Genomic DNA, 25,453 nt, shown 5'->3' with positions numbered 1-25,453 from the left:
CCAATGCTCTCAATCCCACAACTTCAAAAAATATATACAGCCGAAAAGGTTTTAGTGGTATTAATTTCTCGCGTTTATTTTAAAAATGCGGAAACAGAACAAGTACAAAACTTTATAGCCGAAGCTGATGTTGACTGGGATTTGCTTTATCGGATTATACGGGCACACCATATACGATCGTTTATCTACCACACCATCGCTACCCGGGGGCTAAAGGTTGACTCCGGCTTTGAAGCCCGGCTTAAAAAAGATTCGCTCGACATCAATGTTCAAAATCTGCATCAATTACATTTTACAAAACAACTGCTCAACGATTTTGCCTCACTTGGTGTAAAAGCTATACCTTATAAAGGGATTAATTTTGGTTCGAAGTATTACGAATCCATATCAATCAGGGAGAGCAGCGATATAGATATGCTGGTCGACAGAAATTCTGTAAAGCAAATGCGCAAATATTTTCATGAAAACAAATTCGTTGCAAAAGCAGATATACCTGATAGATATTTAAATTATGCCTTATTTTTCTTTAAAGAACTGGCTTTTAAAACACCTAAGGACAAACTTAACATCAATTGCTCTGTAGAAATACAATGGAGGCTGATCGATTTCTTTCTCGGCAAATTTGCGGGTTTTGATTATTTTGAGAAACAGTTAGGTAATAACGCGATAGATGCTTTAAAAGCACTCAATCCCACTAACGATATGATTTGTATGGCATCGCATCACTTCATCAGGGAGCCGCTTACCAGTTTTAAATATGTAATTGATGCAGCCTGCTTGTTGAAAACCAGCGCCCAGGAAATTGATCATGAAGAGATAACTAAACTATTGAAAAGATACAATTATCAAAACTTTTATGGGGTAGCACTCTTAACCATAAACGATCTGCTCGGCGTAGACATCAGTACAAAACCATATCAAACTGAATACAAAAATAATAAAGTCCTATTGAATAGCTGCCTGGCTTTCCCGCCGCTAAAAAAAGTGAGTTTACCCAATAAAGCTAACTTAATATTAATCTGGAACCGGCACAACCTTAAAGGTAAAGCAGATATGGCATTGAGGCTTTTTTTTTACGCTTTTTTACCATCGCCCTATGATCTAAATAAACTTAACTTACCTCTATTTTTACTACCGCTGGTTGTTATTTTTCGGCCTTTCAGGCTTTTAATTGGTTTTATAGCTAAAAAATAATACCAGGTAACATCTGTTCCGCCTACAACTTTTGCGCATCGTACATTTTTTTGAAGGGGCCGGTTCTGCTGATGAGCTCTTCAAAAGTCCCATCCTCGGCAATCTGGCCATTTTCCATCACAAATATCCTGTCGGCAATTTTCAGATTGTACAAGCGATGGGTTATCAATATAATCATTTGGCTATTGAGGCCATTTTTCAGGTTGTTAAACAACTCAAACTCGGCTGTTGGATCCAATGCGCTGGTGGGTTCATCAAGCACTATCAGCTGCCTGTCTTTATAAAACAACCTGGCCAAAGCTAATTTTTGCCATTGGCCGCCACTAATCTGTTCGCTCCCCTCAAAAAGCCTGCCCATGCGGGTTTGGTAACCTTTAGCTAATTTGATAATGAAGGGATGAGCCCCCGATAACCTGGCTGCATTTTCAACCGCTGGTGCTGCTGTATTGGTATGATCGTCACCTATCGTGATATTTTCGGAAATAGTTAAAAAATATTTCTCAAAATCCTGAAACAAGAAAACAGATTGCCGACGAAAATCATCAGCCAACAGATCGCCAATATTTTGCCCGTTGATTTGTATACTGCCGGTTTGAACGTTGTAAAGGCGGGCTAATAATTTAATTAGAGTTGATTTGCCCGAACCATTTTCGCCTACGATGGCAATAATTTCTCCTGGCTGGCAAGTAAGCGATATATTGTTTAATACCTGGCGGTTGGTTTGCGGGTAGGTAAACGATATATTGTTAACAACTAAGCCTTCGCCGGCAGATTGATAAGGCTTATCGCCGTTACCGGGCACCAAATGCTCAATATCGAAAAAAGCAAAAAGGTCTTTGAGGAAAATACGCTGCTGAACAAGTTGTACCATTGCCTGTAAGAAACCCCTTGATGTGCTTTGCAACCGCTGAAAGCCTTGTACATAAATAATAAACACACCTATTGTAATGCTTTTATCGAAAGCTGATTTTGCTAATAAACTAAAAATAGATACCATCGCTATAATTTCTACAGTCTCGGCAATTAAACTGTACCTGATTAACTTTGCGTGCAGTTTTGTTTTTTCGGTATGGATATGATGCCTTATAACGTTAAATTTATGAATAAACCTTTGCCCGAAATTAAACACCCTAACCTCTTTAGCATATCCTACACTGGTTAAGGTATGATGCAGGTAAAATGCTTCGCGCTCCAAGGGGGCAAATTTTTGTTCCATTCTTACAAGTGCAAAACCAGAATACCATTTAATAACCACCAATGGTATGGAGAGCAGCATGAACAACAATGCGAATACCGAGTGCAGTGTAAAAAAGAAAGCGATGAGAAACAGTAATGACAGCCCATTTAATAACATAGCGTTAAAGCTGGTTAATATGAGCGTTGCCTTGAATAAGGATTGCTGCTGGGCAAGGTGCAGGGTATCGTGATAGTCGGGGTTCTCATAATATTCATAATCAACCTCAATAGCCTTGCTTAAAACCTGTGCCGAAAGATGATCGGTAAGCGTTTGCTGGTGGATGGTGTTGATATAGCCGGCATATTGTGCTGCCAATGCCGATACAAATTGCACCAGGCCAAATTCAATCAATATAGTGATAACACTCCCGAAATGTTCATTGCCCTTTACCAGAGCCTCAACCAGAGCCTTTATAAAATACAACGATAACACAGGCAATAATGCCTGCACGAACTGCAACCCGATATTAATAAGCGCGGTTTGCTTATCGGCCTGCCATATCAGTTTCAGTATCCGTATCAGGTCGCGTTGCAGATAGGCTATTTTTCCTTTAAAATTCATGGAATAGCTAAGTTCGATATTTATACGGGTATGCTCCTAATAAAAAATTCAGGCTACCTATCCAGTACCCTTATCTTCATTTTCGCTATCTGTAAATTTTTATTTAGGCCAAAACCGTCAAGCAGACGTCCAATAGCTTTGTGAGCTTCAATTTCCATCAAAATGTTTCTCACACCAAATCTATTTTTCTTTCACCTCCATCCGGTTAAAATCCACAAAAAAGCATCGTGCAATAGTACTTCATAACGTGCTCAACAAAGCGAGAGCGAAACAATTAATATCTTAAAAAAATAATAACCAGCACTTTAACTTTTAAAATGAGCTTTAAAAGCGATCCCAAACACGCCTCTCCGTTTTTCACCCAGTTGATGTTTTTATTTAACTTTTACTTTACGTAGCTTGTTTAATTTTGGAGCATGCAACAATGTGACAATCCAACGGCCGACCCCGAACTTTTGGAAATGCTAAAGGAAGACAATACCATTGCTTTTGATGTATTGTTTAACCGTTATTGGAAGTTGCTTTTTGTTGCAGCACATACCCGCCTGAACGACGAGGAGGCCGCAAAAGACCTGGTACAAAACTTGTTAATTGAGGTATGGCAAAAGCGAAATGAATTGCAAATTAATACTACGCTCGAGCAGTATTTGTTTGGGGCTGTTAAACTTAAAGTATTACATCACTTCCGCTCAGAATCCATCCGGCAGAATGCCATGGATAACGCCTTGGCACGCATGGCCGACCTTATCGATGGAGCAGAAACGCTGTCTTCATATTTTGATCTGGAAAAAATTGTAAGCCAGGAGGTAGAGGAAATGCCGGTCAACATGAAACGCTCTTTCCTGTTGAGGAGTGATAGCTATACGGTAAAAGAGATAGCCGAAAACCTGAACCTTGCGGAGCAAACGGTATCAAACAATATTACCGAAGCACTCAAGCGTTTAAAACGCCGCCTTAAAATGGAGTATCCCGACCGTTATATGAACTGTTTTATTTGCCTCGCCATCTTGTTTACACAAACCTAACATAAACTTGATGTAAAATAGAAGTAGTAAAGGGGGTTTTGTGCAACATACCTGTAAATAGCACAGAACTGGATGGATTCTTCGGAGCTTAAAAATTTAATTGACCGCTACCTCAAAAATGATGTTACCGAAAAGGAGCGTGAGCTTCTGGACGCATGGTATAAATCGTATGATGATATTCATCAGCAACTACCTGCCGCAAAAGAACAACAGTTAAAAAGCGAAATTTACAGCTTTGTAAAAGAGCGCATAGATACCCGCCCACCAAAAGCAAGGGAATTAAATGTACTTCGATATGCAGCCGTTGCAGCCGTCGCTATTGTGCTGCTCGTTGCTGGCCTGTTTGTACGCAGGGATAATTGGCAAGAGCAAAAAACAGCATTCACCATTTTTAAAACTAACACCGGCCAGGTAAAAAAACTGGAACTGCCCGATGGATCTATCGTGTGGCTTAATGCCATGTCACGCGTCAGGATAAGCGAAGGTTTTGAAAAAAAAGCCACCCGCAATGTTTATTTAGACGAGGGAGAAGCATTTTTTGAGGTGAAAAGGAATCCTTCCCGTCCGTTCCTGGTGATTACCAATAGCATCACCACCCGCGTGCTGGGTACATCGTTTGATGTTAAAGCTTACAAACGGTTAAACTATGCCTCGGTAACGTTAAGAACCGGCCATGTGGCGGTAACAGACAGGCAAGGTAAAATGGCACTACTGCTGCCTAACCAAAGAGCCACCTATCTCATCAATGAACATACTTACCGCCTAAGTTCATACAATGGCGAAAAAAGTAAAAATTGGGTGGAAGGCCGAACCGTACTAAGCAATGCTTCCTTCCAGGAACTGGCGCTGGTTGTCGAAAATATTTACGGCGTAAAATTAACCAGCAACAACAAACTCACCAATACCTATAAATACAATATCGTGATCAGCCAGCAACACGCTGTTGACGAAACCTTGAAGTTGATCTGTTCAATCCACAAAAACAATTACAGGAGGAAAAACAATGACATAACCATTTATTAATAAAAAAGCCGGTCTGTAGCAGATCCGGCCATAGTTTGCGAAGCATAATAGATTGAGCCCTATTTGCTTATGCCCTTAGTTTCACTGTTAAAAATTCACTAAGAACCCAAAAGTATGAAAAAAAAACTACGTTGCTTAACTAAAGCCATGCGTATCACTTTTCTGATTTACACCATGATGATTGTCGGCGCGGGTGTATTGTTAGCCGCCCCAAGCACCGGACAGGTTTTTGAGAAACGCGTTAGCGTTTCCCTTTCAAACGAAACGCTGTTAAGTTCCATAAAAAAAATCGAAATAGCAGGCCATATTGATTTTGCCTACGACCCAAAATTGATTGCCCTTGCAGATGTTCAAATCAAAAATCAAAGTTTTAACAATGAGCGTTTAGCTGATGTATTAAAAAAACTGTTGAACAGCAGTATCATCGGCTTTAAAGAAGAGGTAGCAGGCACTGTTACCCTGTACAAAAAAGACTCGCAGCCCAAAGCGGTGCCCGGCAAAATTACCGGTAAAGTTGTTGACGAAAAAGGCGACCCGCTAATAGGGGCTACGATTATGTTGATGGAGACACGCCAAGGGACACAAACCGATGTAAATGGCGACTTCAGCATAGCTACCAACGAGGGTACCTATACCTTAACGGTAAGTTTCATTTCGTTCGAATCAAAGCGTATACCTGCCATTAAAGTAAAATCGGGCGAGAGCACATTGCTTAAACCGATTACGCTTGCGGCGCAATCGGGTACCATTAACGAGGTGCTTGTTGTTGGTTACGGAACACAAAAAAAGCAAAACCTGACGGGCGCTGTTGATCAGATTACTTCAAAGGTACTTGAAAACCGGTCGCTTCCTAATCTTACCCAAGGCTTGCAGGGGCTTCTACCCAACCTTAACCTTGTTCCGCTGGATGGTAAACCTATTCAATCCCCATCTTACAACATCCGGGGTACCACATCTATCGGCCAGGGTGGCAGCGCCCTTATTTTAGTTGATGGTGTTGAAGGCGACCCGAGCCGCATTAATCCTAACGATGTGGCTACGGTATCGGTACTTAAAGATGCTGCTTCGGCCTCCATTTACGGTGCAAGGGGTGCCTTCGGCGTTGTACTCATCACCACCAAAAATCCCACTAAAGAAAAAAACAGCGTTAGCTATTCTTTCAACGAATCTATTAAAAACCCAACCACGGTACCTCAATTTGTTACCGATGGCTACACCTTTGCAAAAATGTTTAACGAAGGATGGAGCGCCTGGAATGATTATGCACAAACACCGCAAAACATCAATAAAACGGTGAAGTTTTCGCAAGCCTATTTAGAGGAGTTGAGAAAACACGATGCCGATCCTTCCTTACCATCAGTAATAACCAACAGCGCCGGTGAGTACGAGTATTACGGCAATACCGACTGGTATAAGCTACTATACAAAGATCATAACAAAGCTCAGGAGCATAATCTGTCTGTATCGGGCAACAGCGGCAAAGCCGATTTCCTGATCACTGGCCGCTATTTTGCACAGGATGGCTTGTTCAGGTATAACTCCGATGATTACAACGTTTATAATTTAAGGGCTAAAGGCTCATTGCAGTTGTATCCATGGTTGAATATCTATAACAATGCCGATTACTCTAACGTGAAATACCATAACCCGCTAAACGTGGGTGAAGGCGGCAGCGTGTGGAGAAACCTACAGGACGAAGGCCACAATATGGTGCCTTTATTTAATCCTGATGGTACGTTAACTTATTCAGCCGCTTATTCGGTAGGCGATTTTTTTTACGGCAAAAACGGTATCAACTTTGATAACCGGGTATTTAGAAATACCACAGGTTTTGTAGCCCAGTTTTTTGATAACGTATTTCGTGTTAAGGGCGATTTTACTTTCCAAAATACCGATAACGGCCAAAACCGCAAGCGTGTGCAGGTACCTTATAGCCGCAAACCGGGCGTAATTGAGTATGTAGGTACTGCTTACAACGACCTGGAAATCTATAGCCAAAGCACACAGTATATTGCCACCAATACTTACGGCGAGTTTGAGCCTAAGTTAAGTAATGGCCATTACTTTAAGGCATTGGCTGGTTTTAACTTTGAGCAGTCGACATCAAAAAAGCTTGATGTGGTACGTAATGGATTAATTTCTGATGATGCTACTGACATCAACCTTGCTTTAGGTCAATCCATAACTACTGTCGGTGGTTGGGATCAATGGGATATTGTTGGTGGATTTTACCGTTTAAATTATTCATTTAAAGACAGGTACCTGGTTGAGGCCGACGGACGGTACGACGGGTCATCAAAATTTCCGGCCAATCAGCGTTACGCATTCTTTCCTTCAGTATCTGCAGGTTGGAAAATTTCGAACGAGCCGTTCTGGAAGATATCAAAAAGCCTGATCACCAATTTAAAAGTGAGGGCATCATACGGTTCATTGGGTAATGGCAGCATCGGTTCTTACGCGTTTCAGGAGAAATTCAGTATTTCCAAGTCAACCAGGATACTCAATGGGATACTACCTCAAAAAACCAATCAGCCAAGTGTGTTGCCTGATGGCTTAACCTGGGAAACTTCCACTACGCAAAATATCGGTTTGGATTTAGGCATGCTATCCAATCGCCTTACCATCTCCGGCGATGCGTACATCCGCAAAACAACCAATATGTTTACCACTGGGATGACATTGCCTGCCGTTTTTGGCACCAATGTTCCGAAAGGGAACTATGCCGATTTGAAAACCAAGGGCTGGGAAGTAAGCGTGGCTTGGCGCGACAGACTTAACTCCACCGGCAAGCCGTTTAACTATGGTTTAAGGCTAACCTTGGCCGATTATACAGCTAAAATTACCAAATACAACAACCCGGATAAAAGGCTAAATGATTATTACGCCGGACAAACCGTAGGCGAGATTTGGGGATTTGAAACAGCCGGTTATTTTACATCTGCCCAAGATATTGCTAACTCGCCAAAGCAAACTCTTATTAAGGCATCAACAAGCGGGCAGCTTTTACCGGGTGATATTAAATTTAAAGACCTGAATAACGATGGTGTGATTGACTACGGCGACCAAACCGTAAATAAACCCGGCGACAGGCGTGTAATTGGTAACTCCACCCCAAGATATACTTATGGCATAGGGCTGGATGCGGACTGGAACAATTTCTTTTTCTCGGCCTTTTTTCAGGGTGTAGCCAAACAGGATTGGTATCCGGGTTCGGAAGCCAGTGTTTTTTGGGGCCAGTACAACAGGCCATACAACAAGGTGCCTGTATCGCAATTGGGTAAAATATGGTCGGAGAGTAACCCTGATGCATACTTCCCAAGGTATCGTGGTTATGTAGCACAAAACGGATCGGGCGAGTTAACCCAGGCGCAAACCAAATACCTGCAAAACGCAGCCTACCTGCGGATGAAAAACGTACAGGTGGGTTACAATTTACCACTACAGTTGATACAAAAAATTAAGCTTGCTAATCTGCGCGTGTTTGTTTCGGGCGAAAACCTACTCACCTGGTCGCCACTTTACAAAGTCACCAAAGATATTGACCCTGAAAGCATCAATGGATCTGATAGGGTGCTTACGGATGGTAACAGCGGTAACGGTAACAACTACCCCATGTTAAAGAGCGTAACCTTAGGTATAACCGCCACATTTTAATCAACTACCATGACAAACAATTTAAAAAGCTTAAATATGTTTTCTCTAAAATCAACATACATCAATTTAGCGGTAATCATGCTTTTTTTGAGCATGATTACGGTTAGCTGTAAAAAATTAGACCAGGTACCGCAGGATACAGCCACCAATTCTGCAGTGTTTGGGAGCGTAAATGGCTTGCAACTTTATGCCAATTCCTTTTATACCATTCTGCCCGATTCCGGAACTGCCGTACGGGGCGATGCCATGTCTGATTTTGCCGCACGAACATCCGTTCCTGACTTTTTAAGGCCGGGCGCTTTTGGCCCGAGGCAAAGCAGCGGCTGGACCTGGACCGGCTTGCGCAACATTAACTATTTTATTGAAAACTGTAATAACCCTAACATTTCGCTCAGCCAGCGCCAGCACTTTATTGGCCTTGCGCGCTTTTTCAGGGCCTGGTTTTATTTCGATAAGCTGAAACGTTTTGGTGATGTACCCTGGATTGGTAAAACAATGAAGATTGATGACCCCGCGCTATACAACGGCCGGGATAAAAGAACACTGGTGGTCGACTCGATCATTGCCGATCTTGATTATGCCGCCCTTCATATCAATACCACAGATAACACCAGGAGCTTGATTACCAAATTTACCGCTTACGCTTTTAAATCGCGGGTTTGCTTGTTTGAGGGCACCTTCAGAAAGTATCATGACGAGTATGGCCTGCAGTCGTCCGTTAACGGCCTGCTTAACCAGGCTGTGGATGCTGCGCAAGCAGTAATAGCCGGAGGTGGTTTTAGCCTGAACGTAGCCGGCGGAACGGATAAAGCATACAGGCAACTATTCACCAGCCAGGTACCCGTAGCTTCGGAAGTAATCCTGGCCGTAGTAGTAGACCCAGCCCTGGGTATTTATAACGATTCGAACTGGTATTGGACCAGTGCCACATACGGCGATAGGGTGAGCTTGATCCGCACCTTTGTCAATACCTATCTTAATATCGATGGCACTCCTTTTACCGATAAGCCGGGGTACAAAACAATGCCTTTTGCACAAGAGGTAAAAGGCCGCGACATGCGCTTGCAACAAACCATCCGCATGGGTAATTACACCCGTTTAAACGGAGGAACCCAACAGGCGGCCCCGCCGGTTTTTTCATATACCTATACCGGCTACCAGCCCATCAAGTTAACGCAGGATGATGCATCAATGGATGGCGGAACACGCAATACCAACTCGATACCTATTATACGTTACGCCGAAGTGCTGTTAAACTACGCAGAAGCAAAGGCCGAATTAGGTACACTTACCGATGCCGATTGGAACATGACGATAGGCGCTTTACGCAGAAGGGCGGGCATAACCGGCAATACAAGCACCAAGCCTGTAATTGCAGATCAATACCTGCAAACCAACTACTTCCCGGCTATATCCGATCCGTCTTTACTCGAGATCAGGCGTGAGCGTGGTATTGAACTTGCCTTTGAGGGTTTTAGGTTTAATGATATTGTAAGATGGAAAAGAGGCGAACTGATGGATCAAATCTGGAATGGTTTTTATGTACCCGCCCTGAATGTTCCGCTTGATTTAAATGAAGATGGCGTACTCGATGTTTGTTTCTACACCACCCTGCCAACAAACCAGGTTGCTGGCGTCACCTATGTAAGCGTGGCCGAAACCCTTACCGGCGGAGCAGCAAACCCGCAGCGGCTTAGCAGCGCAAACGAGCTAACCTGGCTAACCACCATTACCCGTAAATGGGATGACAAATATTACCTTTACCCTATCCCTGAAACCGATAGGTTACAAAACCCCAAATTGGGTCAAAACCCTGGCTGGTAACAATTACAATTACATATATTATGAAAATCAAACTGCATTTATTTACCGCATTATTTGTTTTAATGGCTCTGCAAGGCATGGCTCAGCATTTAATTGTGGGCACTTTTAATTTAAGATTCGATAACCCTTCGGATACCGGTAATTTATGGGTTAACCGTGCACCGGTTGCTACGGCATTGATCCGCTTTCACCAATTTGATATTTTCGGCACCCAGGAGGGGTTAAAAAATCAGTTGAATGATATCAGCAATGCTTTGCCCGAATACCAGCGGTATGGTTTAGGACGGGATGATGGCAAGGACGGCGGGGAGCACTCGGCCATCTTCTTCAAAAAATATCGTTTCAAGCTTTTAAAAAAGGGAGATTTTTGGCTGTCGGAAACTCCGGATAAGCCCGGTTTAGGCTGGGATGCCACCTGCTGCAACCGGATCTGCTCGTGGGTATGCCTGCTGGATAAAGTGAGTAAAAAGAAATTCTACTTTTTTAACGCGCATTTTGATCACCAGGGAAAAATTGCCCGCCAGGAAAGCGCCAAACTGGTTTTGAAAATGATAAAGCAAATTGCCGGAAACGAAAAAGCGATATTTACCGGCGACCTGAACGGCGACCACGAGAGCAGCTGGTACCAGCTCTTAGCCTCCTCCAATTATTTGGTTGACACCTTTGCACAGGCTAAGCAGCCATACACGTTTAATGCTTCTTTTAATGGGTTTGGGAAAGAGCTTAACGGCAACGGTATCATCGACCATATTTTTACAACAGGTAAAGCAGATGTGAAAAGATGGGGCATTTTAACCGATAGCTATCATGGCAAATATCCTTCGGATCATTTCCCGGTACTGGCTGAAGTAAATTTGTAAAGTATTTAATTATTAAATGCAAAGGGAGCTTTTTAAAGGCTCCCTTTTTTGTTTTAGATATACCGAGAAAAATAGTTACATGCTGCTTGGTTTGGCACAAAAAATGGATAACCTGCTAATTAACATTAACAGTCACTGTTTGTCTTATATCGCGAGATGATGACCCAACCATTAGCTTATATTCACCGGGTTCAACTACCCATTCCTTTTTTTCTATGTTGTAATAGGCTAAATCTTTTACTTTCAAAGCCATTGCTACCTTACTGATTTTTCCGCTTTCAACGTTTACTTTGGTAAAAGCCTTAAGCTGTTTTTCGGGCATCATCACTTTAGCATTTGGCTTATTGACATATAACTGCACAGTTTCTTTCCCGGCTAAGAGCCCGCTATTTTTTAAATCAAGAGAAACTATAATTTTATCGTTCAGGTTATACTTTTTTTTGTCTGTTTTTAAACCGGCATAATTAAAATCAGTATAAGATAATCCGTAGCCAAAGCAGTACAAGGGTTCAATTTTCCTGGTATCAAACCAGCGGTAACCAACCAATATACTTTCCTTGTAGTTAGCGGTTAAGTCGTCGCCGGGATAAGTATTCAGGGCAAAAGCAGGTGAATCATTAAGCGAAGCAGGAAAAGTAAAAGGCAATTTACCTGATGGGTTTACTTTCCCGGTAAGCACATCGACCAGCGCATTACCACCCTCAGATCCATTAAACCACGACCATAGGATGGTTTGGTTGTTCTTTTTGATCTTGTTCAGGTCGTAAGGAGCCCCTCCTATCACCACGATAATGGTCTTGGCATTTGCAGCCGTAACGGCATCAACCAATTGCTGTTCGCCAAAAGGCAAATCAAGGTTTTTACGGTCGCCGCCTTCACTTTCGTACTCGCGGTTTGAGCCTATGAAAAGAATAGCGACATCTGCACTTTTGGCCACGGCAACCGCCTGGCTAATCAACGCGGTATCGGGCTTGTCCGATTGGGCATTCTGTTCGGGCGTATTAGCGGCCAGGTAATTGGCCTGGTAGCCTTGCGCATATTTGATATCGATGTTAGCATTCAGCTTACTCCTTAATCCGGCAAGCGCCGTAATCTCGTACTTCGCCTTTACCCCGGCGCCAAAGCCGCCTTGTGCAAATTTGCGTGTAGCATTGTCGCCAATAACGGCTATGCTTTTAATATTAGCTGTTTTTAGCGGAAGCATATTGGCTTCATTTTTTAAAAGTACGATGGATTCCGAGGCGATATTATACGCCGCCCGGGCATGCGCTGCCGTACCTATTTTTCCGTCTGGATGTTGGGTGCTCATGGAAGTATGATACATCACCCATAATATCCGCTTAACTTTATCATCAATCAATTTCTCATCCACCTGTTTATTTTTTACGGCAGCCAATAAAGGCGCAGCAAAGTACCATTGATTGTATGGTCCGGAGCTCCCCATTTCAATATCAAGGCCGGCTTTTGCCGCGTCAATGGTTGAGTGTACGCCTCCCCAATCAGAAATAACGGCGCCTTTAAAACCCCACTCCTTTTTCAATGTTTTATTTAGCAGGTAATCGTTTTCAGAACACCATTTGCCGTTTACCTTATTATAAGCCGACATGATGGTATAAGCGTTGCCCTGCTGTATGGAAGCCTTAAAGGCCGGGAGATAGATTTCGTGTAAGGCCCGTTCGTCAACTACAGAATTTACGGTGTTGCGGTTAGCCTCCTGGCTGTTTACCGCAAAGTGCTTTACGCAGGCGGCAACATGTTGGCTTTGTATACCTTTTACCGCCTGCACAGCCAGTTGAGCATTTAGCAGCGGGTCTTCGGAGTAATATTCATAGGTGCGGCCATTAAGCGGCACACGGCAGATGTTAAAGGCTGGCGCAAGCATCACTATTTTTTTCCGGGCATTTGCTTCTTCTCCTATCACGATGCCATATAATTTGGCCATAGCCGGATTCCAGGTGGCGGCTATGGCAGATCCATTAGGCATAAAGGTCGCGGAGTCGGTAGTCCAGTTGGCCGACTTCCAATCAAAACGCAACACTTCTTCGCGTACGCCGAGCGGCCCGTCGTCGCAGGTTAATTCGGGTATGTTTAAGCGCTTAACGCCAGCCGATGAAAACAAAGCATTGCCATGCAGCATCGCTATCTTTTCGGCCAGGGTCATTTTTTTTACTATCAGGCCGATCTTCTGATCAATTGCTGCTTCGTTTTTATTTTGGGCACTTGTTTGGTTTGATGCGCATAGCAAGGCCAGGCAGATCATCACGTAATTAACAGATTTTCCTTTGATCATTTTTATAACTCGTTATATAGGAGAGGCTTTTTAAATTTCTCCTAATATAGTTTCAGTTAGCATTGGCCACGGTGATGCAAATGTTACTGATTAGTGTTAAAAATGTTTCCAATTGATCAAAAACAGTCCGAATACGCTATTTTAAAAATGGTATGTTATTTCTCTGCCAGTTGAGCGTCTTTTTGTTTTTGGAGGGAACGGTAGTCGGTTGGAAGGGTGCTAAACTCTTGTTTAAAAGATTTGGCGAAATACTTAGGGTTATTGAAACCCACCTTATAAGCAATTTCAGCGATATTGAGATTGCTGTTTGCGAGCAATTGCGCCGCCTTTTTAAGCCTGCATAACTTAATAAACTCAACCGGGGTACGCTCTGTCATCAGCAATGTTTTCCGGTAAAGCGTTACCCTGCTCATAGCCATATCCGAACTTAACTCTTCAACAGAGTAATCGGGGTTATCAATATTTTTATCAATAAACTTCACAATATCAACCATAAACTTATCGTGATTGATATCAACAGAACTAACCGCAGTATCCAGGTCAATTTGTTTTTGATAGGTTTTTTTTAAAGTAGACTGCTGGCTAAGCTGATTCTTGATTTTTGATAACAGGATCTCAAAATTAAAGGGCTTGGTTAAATAATCGCTCGCACCGGTTTCCAGTCCCTTCAGCTGTTCTTTTTGGCCGGTTATGGCTGTCAGCAGTATCACCGGAATGTGCTTGGTACGGCTGTCGTTCTTTATTTTATGGCACAAATCAATGCCGTTCATACCGGGCATGCTGATATCGCTAACTATTAATGATGGATGTGTTGCCAATACCTTTTGCCACCCATCTATGCCGTCCACAGCTTCTGTTACCCGGTAATGTTCCTTTAAATTATCTTTCAAATAAAATCTAAAATCCTCATTATCCTCTATCAGTAAAACCAAGGGCTTTTTAATATCGCTCTGCTGCTTTTTTTCGGTTTGTTCATTATTGGTAACGGCAGTTTCGTCAATCAAAGCGCCGGCATCACGATTAATAAAAATATTTTTATCTGTATCCTGTAAAACATGGGCCGGGTTAACAGGTAACAAAACAACAAAAGTGCTTCCTTTATTTACCACACTTTTAACACTAATGGTCCCATGATGAAGGTTTACAAACTCTTTGGTTATAGCGAGGCCAATACCGCTGCCCTGGTTAACCATAGAGCCGGGCGTATCGTTTTGAAAAAAGCGATCAAATATCTTGTCAAGCTTGTCTGCCGGAATACCAATCCCATTGTCTGTCACTTCAATTTTTAACATTTTGTCCACCGCGAAAAAATCATCAAACGATAGTTTAACCTCTATTTTTCCGCCCTCATTGGTAAACTTAAAGGCGTTGGATAATAAATTAAATAATATCCTTTCAAACTTATCCTCATCAAAACTGGTGATGATTGATTCTATCTGTGTATTAAAGCAAAGTGTTACCTTTTTGCTTTCCGCGATATCAGAAAATGAATAAGCTGCATCTTCTATAAATTTAACAATGTCTGCCCTTTTACTGTGAAGCCTGAGCTCATTAACCTCCATTTTTCTGAAATCAAGCAGCTGATTTACCAAATTAAGCAAACGCTTGCCGTTGCGGTTAATCATGTGCAGGTGCTTGTTAATTTCCGCATCGGTACTTTGCTTCAAAAGTTTATCTACAGGCGCCAGTATCAGCGACAATGGTGTACGGAACTCGTGGCTAACGTTGGTAAAAAATTTAATCTTCATCAAATCAAGCTCACGCATTTGCTGTACTTCCTGCCGCTCCTGCTGTATCACAAAATCGGCCTTCAGCTTCCTGATACCGCGTTGCCTTATTAAAAGCAGGGTGCCAATACCCATTAATATATAAAGCAAACATGCCCATGCAGTACGCCATATTGGTGGTAAAACCGTTATTTTAAGTGTAAGCGGTTTTTCGGTCCACCTGCCGTCTTCGCCCGCCGCCCTGAGCTGAAATGTATAAGTACCGGGGTCAAGGTTGGTATAGCTTGCTTTTCGTACCCGGTTGTCGGCAATATTCCAGTTCTTGTCAAACCCGGCCAACTTATAGGCATGTTTAATTTTAGCAGGATTAAAAAAATTAACGGCGGCAAACTCAATTGAAAATACATTTTCGTTGTGGCGGAGCGTCAACTCGTGGGTTTCGGTTATCGAATGGTTAAGAATAACATGGCCTTCAATCTTTTCGCCCGAACTGATACTCTTATTGAATAATTGTAAATCAGTAAGCACCAATACAGGTTTTTCTCTTGTTGATTTTACATTATCGGGTTTAAACAGATTGAATCCATTGGCGCCGCCGAAAATCAATTCGCCACTACGGGTGCTTAAAGCAGCATCTTCATTAAATTCCTTTCCCTGGAGCCCATCGGTTTGGTCGTAATTTTTAAACTCAAAATTATAGCCACCTTTATTTTTAGGCGTAATAATCAGGTTTGAAAGCCCGTTGAGGGTACTCATCCACAAATTATGAGCCTTATCCTCAACAATGGTCAGCACGGCATTGTCTGGTAGCCCTTCGGCTTGCTGAAAATTTTTAAACTTACCAATTTTCGGATCAAACATGCTTAACCCTTCGTTAGTAGCCACCCAGATCAGGTTACGGCTATCTATCATCAGGTTTGATACGTTATCATTACTCAGGCTTTCCTTGTCGGCCTCGTTGTGTTTGTAATATACAAACTTGTTTGTTTTGTCAATCAACACAGCCAGGCCTCCGTAAGTGGCAACCCATATATTACCTTTATTATCCTCAACAAGGCCCGAGACATACTGGTGCGGTACTGAATTAGGCCTGCCTGGCAGGTAATGGGAAAAATTACGGTGTTCGCGGTTAAACAGGTTTAAACCGCCGGATAAAGTACCAATCCACAGCCGTTTTTTGGAGTCTTCCAGAATCTCCCAAACACTATTGTCCGACAAACTGTTATCGTCAGATTGGATATGTTTATAGTGTGTAAAGTTCTTTCCGTCAAAACAATCCAAACCACCAAAATAGGTACCTATCCAAAGCTTTTGTTCATGATCAAGGTAAAGGCTTGCTATCACGTTATTACATAAACTATTGGGGTTGGCATCATTATGCAGGTAGGTAGTAAAAGTTCCTGCAGCTCTGTCAAAATAAATTAATCCGCCGCCGTTGCTGCCAATCCAGATGTTTCCTTTTTTATCCTCAACAAACCGGTTAACATCATCGTAGCTTAAACTATTACTTGTAGACGATTGATGCCTGTACAATGGGAACTTGATAATATCGCGATGATAGTAGCTTACGCCTTTTTTAAAAGTTCCCAGCCAAATGATATTGGCGTTATCTTTAAAAAGCGATACAATACAATCCTGGCCCAGGCTCCGGTTATCATCAGGCCTGTTGGTAATGGCCTGTTTTACTGTGAAGGTTTTTTTATCTAACAGGTTTATTCCGCCATGGTCGGTAGCTATCCATATCAGCCCCTTATCGTCCTGAATGACGTTGAATACGATATCTGAACTGATTTTAATACCACCGGTAGCTTTACCAAGGTGCTTGCAAGCTACCTTATCGCAAACAAAAAACACGCCGTTTCCACGGAACGGAGCATAAGCCCATACATCATTTTGCTGGTCGACCGATAAATGATACTCAATGGTTTCGGTGGGATAAGCTTTATTTATTCCAAAAACGCGACTGGTTACCCGATGTGTACGATAGTCTAATTTTTCCAGTATGCCATCGCTGTAAACTACCCAGATATTGCCATTTCCGTCGGCGGCAAAGTCCGTGCCGTTACCCGCATGTACAGACGAGGTGTCTGCGGATGAATGCGTTAAATGTATTGATTGATTTACCGACGGCATATATTCGTATATACCCTTGTTGGCATGTAAAAACCAAAAATTCCCGAAACGATCTTTTGTGAGGGCCGTAATCATCGAATCGGGGATGTTGTAACGCTGCAACGCCGCTTTAATATGATGATCAAAGCCATCGGTTGACGGATCGTAAATATTAAAGCCGTTGCGGGTTTTCACCCATAGCTTCTGGTTAGGTCCGGTTGTTATGCTAATGATATAATCGTCGTTGATGGACGTTTGATTATTTAAATTGTGCTTAAAAACTTTAAACTTGTAACCATCATACCTGTTAAGGCCAGATTTGGTACCGAACCACATAAAGCCCCTTGCATCTTTGTAAATGCAGGTAACCCGGTTATTCGACAGGCCATTATCAATATTAAGGCGAGAAAACTGATACTGATCGCCCTGCGCCAATACCAAATTACAGATGCCCGAACACAATAAAGTTAGTACGGGTACAAGCGTTTTGATATATTTTTTCATTGTTGAAAACAACATAAATTATACAACGGCGGTAACGTGATTATTAAAAAATTAAAGTATTTTCAATTTATGGCGGGGAAAACCAGGTTTATTGAATTTATAACGGTATGTAAATTTAACATTATAAATTTCAATAACAAGTTGAAAACCAATTATTATTGTTTGATGGCCGTATCTAAGTATGGTTGAAATCTACAGTTTTAATTTTTTTATCATGTATTCCGTTACCTTTTTACCCTGATCGGCACCTGCATTTACACTGTTGATATAGTGAATACCGCCGTAGAAACGGCTTATGGATGCCTCGTTGGCTGCCTGTATAAAGGAGTTAAAGTGCCGCTGCATGCCTATGTAGTGCAGGTCGCTGGTATCCTGAAAAGCAAAATTTTCGCCGAACAAATGTGTCAACATTACCGCTGCCGACCGTGTAATAGTACTGTGACCGCTGGGATACTCCGGAAATGGCGGTGTTTGCAACATAGGCAGCCAGGTAGCATCAATTTTATCGTTAATTACGGTAACGGGGCGGATATATGATGACCGGTATTTTTCTTGCCAGCAACTTATAAAAGCATCAAACATAGCAACCGCAGTAAGCGCGTAAGCCTGGGCTGTTTTAACAGCATCGGCATGTGTTTTTTTACAGGCAATGGCTGTAATGCCAATCCAATGCCCGCCGGGCGTTATTTTTTTATTTGCAAACATCATGTGCCCCGAATGTTGCATCACAAACGGATTATCATCCCAATACCGGGCTATGTTTTTTTGCTCGGCAGTAAGGTGTTTACTTTGATCGTACACCCGGAAATTTTGCTGAAAATATTCGCTTTTTTTATCATTACTAAATGGTGGCGGCGGTGGTGGCGCAAATTGCGCGGACGAATCAAGCACCAGGGTTTTCATTGTTCCCCAGCAATATTCCACGCCATCTAAATAATCTGGAGGCGTAGGGTGCCATTTACCGGGCTCGCTACTCCCTAAAAACTTAGGTTTAGCCCGTGTTTGCGGGTAATTGTCGGTGCTGGCCCGCTTTAAAATAACCTTGCCTATTTTTTCGCCAAAGGCAACGGAGCGCGCGTATGTCGAATCATCAAGCTGGCTTTTAAACCGGCTATAAAGACCGTCTTCATAAGAATTTAAAGAATCAACAGAAAAAGTAACTTTCCGGACCACCGTAAAAAATGCCTTGATGGCCGAGAGCGTAAAATTATATTCTTTTCCTTTTATGGGAACAGGTGGCGCATTAAACCCTTTTAAATCAACAATTATTGATTTGTATTGCGGATTCTGAAAACGGATGGCTTCGTATGAAGCCAACGACGCGTAAGCATAGATACGGCTTGCCACCGGTGGTGTAAATACATCATAAATAATAAGGTGTGTAAGTTTATCCTCGTTTTCGTGAATGATGTCGCTATCTGCCGGCATGGAAACTTTGCGACTATCACAAGACATAATTAAACATGCCATTAAAAGCAAAAGAGATTGATGTGAACGGAGCATTTTGATATTTGGTTTAGTTTTTTTGAAGAACCGTTGATTAGTTATTAGCTGTATTACAGATGGCCACTGCGGGTTTATCAAAATCAAGCCTGATTAATTGATACGGAGTTAATTTGTCCACCCCTTCTTTAATTTTGATATTGTTACCCTTTTTGATGTTGTTAAAGTATTGTGTTTTGCCCGTAACGGGCCAGGTAATAGTGAGCGTATCAATCTGAAGCGCTTTACCTATCCCTATATGTTGCAACAACGGGTTAGAGCCAAAGCTGCCACCGGAATTGACTATCCTATAAACGCTTCGCCTTATTCCATTATCAGTAAACGTCAGTTTGAGCCGGGCACCAATGGCCAGTTTATTTGACGTTGTCCCTTCCAGCAAAATATTCACCCAATGGTTATCGTTATTTTGGCCGGGATTGATAAATAAAGCGTTTTGATAAGCATCGCCGGGATAAGCTCCCCCCTGGTTGATAAATATATCTTCGTTGCCGTCATTGTTTAAATCGGCAAAAGCCACTCCGTGGCCCTTTTGCAGGCTGCCTACGCGGGCCGGTATGGTAATGTCTGTAAACTTTTGGCCCGCCTCGTTTTTAAACAGCTTATTGGGTATCAATGATGAAAACAGCGGATTGCCTGTACCAAGGTAAAAATCCAAAAAACCGTCATTATCAATATCGCCAAAGTTTGCACCCATCGCAAAGCTTACGTTATTAAGCTGCACCTGTTGTGATACATCTTTAAAAGTACCGTTGTGTAAATTACGGTACAAAATAAGTTTGCCGTTACTGCCCTGGTACCGGTGTAAAGCTTCGGCCCCGGCAATGCGGGCGATGGGAATATTGTTGCCATAGCCGCAAATCAAAAGGTCTTGAAAACCGTCATTATCATAATCCCAAAACCAGGTGGTAAAGGTTCCGTAATTCCTGGTATCCAATTGCGCCTCGCGGGTAACATCTTTAAACTTTACCGGACCATTTTTCTGGGTGATGTTTTTGAGCAGGATATTATCCCCATTCATAGTAGAGATAAAGATGTCTGTGCGCCCGTCATTATCATAATCACCAGATGTTACTCCCTTTACAAACAGCTTGACAGCCGCCCCCGCGCTTAACGCCGACTCGGTAAATGTTCCGTTTTTGTTATTGATAAATAATTCACAGGCATTTACATCGCTGGCTGTACTTTCATTCCCTATAAACACATCAAGCCACCCGTCGTTATTAAAATCGGCCCAGGTTGCTGTTTGTGTAGGATGAAAGGATAGCAGTCCGCTCTGCTTGGTTACATCTGTAAAGGTTCCGTCGCCGTTGTTTCTCAATAACGAGTTTGGCTCTTTGCCAAACTTGCCTTTCCATGCACCGCGTAACACAAAAATATCTTTGAGCCCATCGTTGTTATAGTCGGTCTGCATGATATTTAAGCCTCCTGTAAACTGGCTTAAGCCTGCCTTTTGTGCTATGTCTGTAAAAGTTCCATTCTTATTATTTACAAAATAATGGAGCGGTTCTTTCAAATTGCTGCTACTCGTGATGATATCATCATAACCGTCATGATTAAAATCGTCAACAATACTGCCGCCTCCCATTTTTCTGATCGCTAAACCCAGATTCATGGCCACGTCTGTAAACGGTTTAACGCTGGTATGCACTATGGTATCGCCTATTTTTAGCAGGTACCGAGGGGGCACCTGCTGCGGATAACCGCCAACGGTCATGTAGGCAATGTTGAGCAACCACAGCGATTCATAATCGTCAGAATTATTTTTCAACAGCTGCTGGTACAAAGCTATCGCCCTCTCCGATCCATTTTTATCGGTATGGATACCCTTGCCCCGGATGGGAAAAATACAGGCTTCGGCAGCGTGGTTGTTGATGCAATTATAACGCTCGCCTAAACGCATGCAAGCAATTGCTAAACCTTTTATAAGTGCTTCGCGTTGCAAATAGTCAGGTATAAAGGTATGATTCAGGCTATCTAAAATAGCTACCGCTTTTTGTTCCTGCCCCAGTTGCAGCAAGGTTGTAGCCTTGTCCATATAAACCTGTAGCAGGACGATACCGGGTGCCGTATGCTCAATTATTGAATCCTGTTGCTGTAACACCGCTGCCGGGGCATACATATTGGCCGCATTATTTTCAAAGCGGTCCTGGTATTGTAACAGTTCAACCATTTCCTGGTTACTATCTGTTTGGTGCCTGCATGCGGCAAACAGCAACGCAACAACAAATAATATAGTGGCTATAATTTCCCTTCTCATAAGCTTATTTCAATTTCGCCTCGTAGCTGGTGCCGTCGTTGCGGAAGATGGTAATTGCAGATACATCTTTTTCTACGTTTATAAACCTGGCCGACTGTGATAAGAATGATGATCCGTAATAAAATTCCTGCTTTAAAGATGTCCCGTTGGCATAATGGATAAGCGCACTCTGGTCTGAAGATCCTGGGGTAAACGTGCGCGATTTGCTTTTCAATTCAAACAATTTCAATACATCGTTATGCTGACTGGCTGCTAACAGATATTTACCACTGTTACCATGCAGCTTAACCAGCGCCTTGCCATTGCCGGGAATATAAATACCGCTTTTAAGTATTGACAATGGTGTAAAGTTACCTTTGCCATCTCCTTTGAGCACCAAGCCATTTAGAGCGTCGTACCGGCCTATAGAAACATCCGTGCCATAATCGTTCCCGTTGATCATCACGTCCAGGTTACCATCATGATCATAGTCATCCACAGCCATGCCGTTAAGCGCCGATACCTGAGCCTCTTTGGGCAAGGGGAACATGGTAAACTTGCCGTTGCCATCGTTACGTAAATAACAGGATTGCTGTGTGTTTGCCTTTAACCGAATTGCACCTTTCAACTGCGCAGGCGTAAGCAAATCTTGTAAAGTTGCCGTGGCGTAAGATTTATAATTAGTAAACTTTTTACGCAGACTGATTAGTTGTTTTACGGCATCGTCCCTTACAAAAGCAGGGTACTCGTTTTTTCTTCCGTCCGTACCAGGTAAATACAGGGAGGGGAAAGCATCTAATCTTCCACGTTTGTCAAAATCGCCGGCTGTAATATAGGCGGGATATTGATCGCTCACCTGGTATAATGTATTCTGCCCTACATTTCCTACAATATAGTCCATGCGGCCTGTGTGCCTGAAATCGCCTGCTATAATACTATTCCACCAGCCAACTTTGTTGCTTAAACCTGTCGAAGCCGTTTCGTTGATATATTTGCCTCTGTTGTTTTTGAGAAAAGTTACCGGCATCCATTCCCCGGCAATGACCAGGTCGGGCCAGCCATCGTTGTTGTAATCGGTAAACAAGGCATCGCATACCAACCCGATATTTTTAAGTGCCGGTGCCACTTCGTTGGTTACATCGGTAAACTTCAGATGGCCTTTGTAGCTATCATTCCTTAAAATGGCGCTTGATACCGGCTTGGGGTAGCCCCAGGGCTCCACGCGCCCTGATATAAACAGGTCCAACTTGCCGTCTTTATTGTAGTCAACAGCCCTTACACATAGCTTGCTGGTAAAATTTGGAGGCAAAGCACCTGCGGCCAGTTTAAAGTTGCCTTTACCATCATTCAGGTATAGCCTATCCAGGTATGCGGAGCTTCCGGCTTCATTTTCAAAACCGCCACTGGCTATATATAAATCAAGTTTACCATCGCCATCCGCATCAAATAACAAAATGCCCTCATCTGTTATATTTCCAGTTTTAGTAGTTGCCGGAGGCAGCAGGTTGCGCTGCACAAATTTACCGTTGGCCTGTTGCAATAATAGTTGCGCAGGATACCTGGACGAGCCCCCTACTACAATATCATCTAAACCGTTGCCATCTACATCGCCAACGGCAAGCGCGGGTGAATATTCGGACAGCTTATGCGGCAGTAACTTTTGGATGTTAAAATCAACAAAATCATCTTCCTGATGCTTGTAATGAACACCAGCGGCTTTAGTTATCTCCCTAAAAAGGCCCTGTGTATTTTTAACCGGTTTTTCCCACGAATAGATATCATGGGCGTTCAGCACATTGGCTGATAATACCTGATCTGCCTTAACGCCGGTTAATGTTTGTTTTTTGTTGTTTGGCCAACGGATAATCACCGAGTCCAATTGCGTTGTTTTGCCAAGGCCGAAGTGGGCTATATTTTGTATGGACGACAGGTAGCCGCGGTAGGGGCTGTTTTCGTAAACCTGGTGTTTGCCATGATCGTAATAAATATCCGCCCAGGCACCAATTCCATTTTTGTTGTTGGCATCGCCCGCAAACTTAATCTGAAGAAAATGTGACGCATCTTTGTGGAGGCTACGGGCGGTATTTTTATAGATAAGAGCTTCATCATTGATGTTGTTGATGATTAAATCTAAACTGCCATCATTATTCAAATCGGCGTAAGCAGCCCCGTTTGAAAATGTAGGTATATCCAGTCCCCAGTTTGCCGTAACATTGCTAAAAGTGAGGTCGCCATTGTTTTTAAATCCGTAATTATGAAGTTTTACGGCGGGCAGTTGCTCTATGAGCTTTTTTTTGGATGCTGTTGAATAGGGATTATCACGAAAAGTAATAAAATCATGATCGGTTACGTCTTTAGGATAGCCGTTGGTTACAATTAAATCGCGGTAGCTGTTGTTATCAAAATCAGCTATCATAGGTGTCCAGCTCCAGTCTGTTTGTGCTACTCCGCTTAAAAATCCAATTTCGCTAAATGCCGGGCTGCCTATAGAATCATTTTGACCTACCCGCGGGCCCTGATTTATCTGCAACGTATTACGCGCATATTGATACTGATACCCGTAATGCTCAATGAGCTGAAAAGACTGGTAGCTGGTAGGCATCATCATCATTTTTTTCCGATAATTATCTTCCGGAGCCATATCCAGCTCAAATACATCAGCCAAGCCATCATTATTGATATCCTCAATATCCTGCCCCATTGCGTTAAACGAGGTATGTTTGAAATACTCTTTAGAGCGATCTGTAAAGGTGCCGTCGTGATTGTTGATATACAGTATATTGGCCGAGAGGAAATCGTTTGTTACATAAATATCTTTCCAGCCGTCGCGGTTAATATCTACAATACTTGCGGCATGGCCGTAGCCTTCAATCAATATCCCGGCCTGCCTCGATACATCCTTAAAAACCGGATGGCCGAGCCGGGCATCCCAAACATTTTTATATAAACGCCCCGTGCTTGGGCTGCTGCCATCCTTAATAATCGGCCTGAAATTATTAGCATAGAAAGAAGGATTAGGCTCATTCACGGTAAGGTACATATCCAGCCGACCATCATTATCAAAATCAAAAAAGCTGGCCATGGTAGAGTGGGCGTGTAAATCCAAACCATACTCATGAGCCTCTTCTTTAAAATGCGGCATGCCGTCATTGTCAATTCCGGTGTTAATGTATAAAAGGTTAGCCCTGCTTAACGAGTCTTTGAGTAAGGAGTTGCAAACATACAGATCAAGTAAACCGTCATTATTGATATCGATCACCGCAATACCCCGCCCCCAGCGCCCCATACCCCCTACACCAGCTTTTTCGGTAATATCCTCAAACTTAAAATCTCCTTTGTTCAGATACAGTTTATTGGATACCATGTTACCTGTAAAGTAAAGGTCGGGAAGGCCATCATTATTAAAATCGCCTACGCCAACCCCTCCCCCGTTGTAGATGTATGCATTGTCGATGGGATTAATGGAATCGTTTTCGGTAATTACGTTGTTAAAATGAATGCCCGAGTGAAAAGAAGATATTTTTTGGAACAAGAGCGGCTTATCATGGCGGCATGAAGATAGCGTGTAAACAAAAACGCCAAGTAAGATAAGGTAATTTTGTTTCATAAGGTTTAATATTGGCGCTTTACATATCCAAGCGGCTATTGTAGCAAAAGGCAGGTAACAAATTACTTGATGTAATTTATTACCTGCACGTTAAGG

General features: G+C 42.7%; 12 protein-coding genes. 6 read left to right on the top strand and 6 right to left on the bottom strand.

What is annotated here, in order from left to right:
• Positions 1 to 3: 3 nt before the first annotated feature.
• Complete coding sequence (locus tag MUCPA_RS18660) at positions 4 to 1,194, top strand: nucleotidyltransferase family protein (RefSeq protein WP_008508503.1); 1,191 nt, start codon at positions 4 to 6, stop codon at positions 1,192 to 1,194.
• A 22-nt stretch (positions 1,195 to 1,216) separates the two neighbouring features.
• Here the strand turns inward: MUCPA_RS18660 and MUCPA_RS18655 are convergent, their stop codons facing one another.
• Positions 1,217 to 2,992 (bottom strand): ABC transporter ATP-binding protein, encoded by a 1,776-nt coding sequence (locus MUCPA_RS18655; RefSeq protein WP_008508501.1) that lies wholly within the window; start codon positions 2,990 to 2,992, stop codon positions 1,217 to 1,219.
• Between the two features lie 416 nt (positions 2,993 to 3,408).
• Here MUCPA_RS18655 and MUCPA_RS18650 point away from each other — a divergent pair, with 416 nt between their 5' ends.
• From MUCPA_RS18650 to MUCPA_RS18630, 5 genes are all read left to right on the top strand, one after another.
• A complete protein-coding gene (locus MUCPA_RS18650; protein ID WP_008508499.1) occupies positions 3,409 to 4,017 on the top strand; it encodes an RNA polymerase sigma factor in 609 nt (202 codons plus the stop codon).
• A 72-nt stretch (positions 4,018 to 4,089) separates the two neighbouring features.
• Positions 4,090 to 5,040, top strand: a complete 951-nt coding sequence (locus tag MUCPA_RS36235) for a FecR family protein (RefSeq protein WP_008508498.1) — start codon at positions 4,090 to 4,092, stop codon at positions 5,038 to 5,040.
• Positions 5,041 to 5,154: 114 nt separating this feature from the next.
• On the top strand, positions 5,155 to 8,694 hold the full coding sequence (locus MUCPA_RS18640; protein WP_008508496.1) for a SusC/RagA family TonB-linked outer membrane protein: 3,540 nt from the start codon (positions 5,155 to 5,157) through the stop codon (positions 8,692 to 8,694).
• A gap of 9 nt (positions 8,695 to 8,703) precedes the next feature.
• Positions 8,704 to 10,518, top strand: coding sequence for a RagB/SusD family nutrient uptake outer membrane protein (locus tag MUCPA_RS18635; protein ID WP_233276768.1), 1,815 nt, complete (start codon positions 8,704 to 8,706; stop codon positions 10,516 to 10,518).
• 20 nt (positions 10,519 to 10,538) lie between these two features.
• On the top strand, positions 10,539 to 11,378 hold the full coding sequence (locus MUCPA_RS18630) for an endonuclease/exonuclease/phosphatase family protein (protein ID WP_008508494.1): 840 nt from the start codon (positions 10,539 to 10,541) through the stop codon (positions 11,376 to 11,378).
• 115 nt (positions 11,379 to 11,493) lie between these two features.
• On the opposite strand, the gene MUCPA_RS18625 is transcribed toward MUCPA_RS18630, so the two are convergent.
• The 5 genes from MUCPA_RS18625 to MUCPA_RS18605 form a co-directional block, all read right to left on the bottom strand.
• Positions 11,494 to 13,668 (bottom strand): glycoside hydrolase family 3 C-terminal domain-containing protein, encoded by a 2,175-nt coding sequence (locus MUCPA_RS18625; RefSeq protein ID WP_008508493.1) that lies wholly within the window; start codon positions 13,666 to 13,668, stop codon positions 11,494 to 11,496.
• Positions 13,669 to 13,823: 155 nt separating this feature from the next.
• A complete protein-coding gene (locus MUCPA_RS18620) occupies positions 13,824 to 18,011 on the bottom strand; it encodes a hybrid sensor histidine kinase/response regulator transcription factor (RefSeq protein ID WP_040626130.1) in 4,188 nt (1,395 codons plus the stop codon).
• Positions 18,012 to 18,203: 192 nt separating this feature from the next.
• Entirely contained in the window at positions 18,204 to 19,466 is a 1,263-nt protein-coding gene (locus MUCPA_RS18615) for a vanadium-dependent haloperoxidase (protein ID WP_157543941.1), read from the bottom strand.
• Positions 19,467 to 19,551: 85 nt separating this feature from the next.
• Positions 19,552 to 21,771 carry a CRTAC1 family protein gene (locus tag MUCPA_RS18610; RefSeq protein ID WP_008508488.1) on the bottom strand — a complete coding sequence of 740 codons (2,220 nt, stop codon included), beginning with the start codon at positions 21,769 to 21,771 and terminating at the stop codon, positions 19,552 to 19,554.
• 4 nt (positions 21,772 to 21,775) lie between these two features.
• On the bottom strand, positions 21,776 to 25,357 hold the full coding sequence (locus tag MUCPA_RS18605) for a VCBS repeat-containing protein (protein WP_008508487.1): 3,582 nt from the start codon (positions 25,355 to 25,357) through the stop codon (positions 21,776 to 21,778).
• Between the last annotated feature and the right edge of the window lie 96 nt (positions 25,358 to 25,453).

The organism is Mucilaginibacter paludis DSM 18603, assembly GCF_000166195.2.
GTDB lineage: Bacteria > Bacteroidota > Bacteroidia > Sphingobacteriales > Sphingobacteriaceae > Mucilaginibacter > Mucilaginibacter paludis.
Note: the sequence above shows the minus strand (reverse complement) of the source record. Positions and strands in the feature narration are given on the sequence as shown.

Coding starts and splice junctions, on each gene's coding strand:
- MUCPA_RS18660 (WP_008508503.1), top strand. CDS start 4: ATGCTCTCAATCCCACAACTTCAAAAAATATATACAGCCGAAAAGGTT.
- MUCPA_RS18655 (WP_008508501.1), bottom strand. CDS start 2,992: ATGAATTTTAAAGGAAAAATAGCCTATCTGCAACGCGACCTGATACGG.
- MUCPA_RS18650 (WP_008508499.1), top strand. CDS start 3,409: ATGCAACAATGTGACAATCCAACGGCCGACCCCGAACTTTTGGAAATG.
- MUCPA_RS36235 (WP_008508498.1), top strand. CDS start 4,090: ATGGATTCTTCGGAGCTTAAAAATTTAATTGACCGCTACCTCAAAAAT.
- MUCPA_RS18640 (WP_008508496.1), top strand. CDS start 5,155: ATGAAAAAAAAACTACGTTGCTTAACTAAAGCCATGCGTATCACTTTT.
- MUCPA_RS18635 (WP_233276768.1), top strand. CDS start 8,704: ATGACAAACAATTTAAAAAGCTTAAATATGTTTTCTCTAAAATCAACA.
- MUCPA_RS18630 (WP_008508494.1), top strand. CDS start 10,539: ATGAAAATCAAACTGCATTTATTTACCGCATTATTTGTTTTAATGGCT.
- MUCPA_RS18625 (WP_008508493.1), bottom strand. CDS start 13,668: ATGATCAAAGGAAAATCTGTTAATTACGTGATGATCTGCCTGGCCTTG.
- MUCPA_RS18620 (WP_040626130.1), bottom strand. CDS start 18,011: ATGAAAAAATATATCAAAACGCTTGTACCCGTACTAACTTTATTGTGT.
- MUCPA_RS18615 (WP_157543941.1), bottom strand. CDS start 19,466: ATGTCTTGTGATAGTCGCAAAGTTTCCATGCCGGCAGATAGCGACATC.
- MUCPA_RS18610 (WP_008508488.1), bottom strand. CDS start 21,771: ATGAGAAGGGAAATTATAGCCACTATATTATTTGTTGTTGCGTTGCTG.
- MUCPA_RS18605 (WP_008508487.1), bottom strand. CDS start 25,357: ATGAAACAAAATTACCTTATCTTACTTGGCGTTTTTGTTTACACGCTA.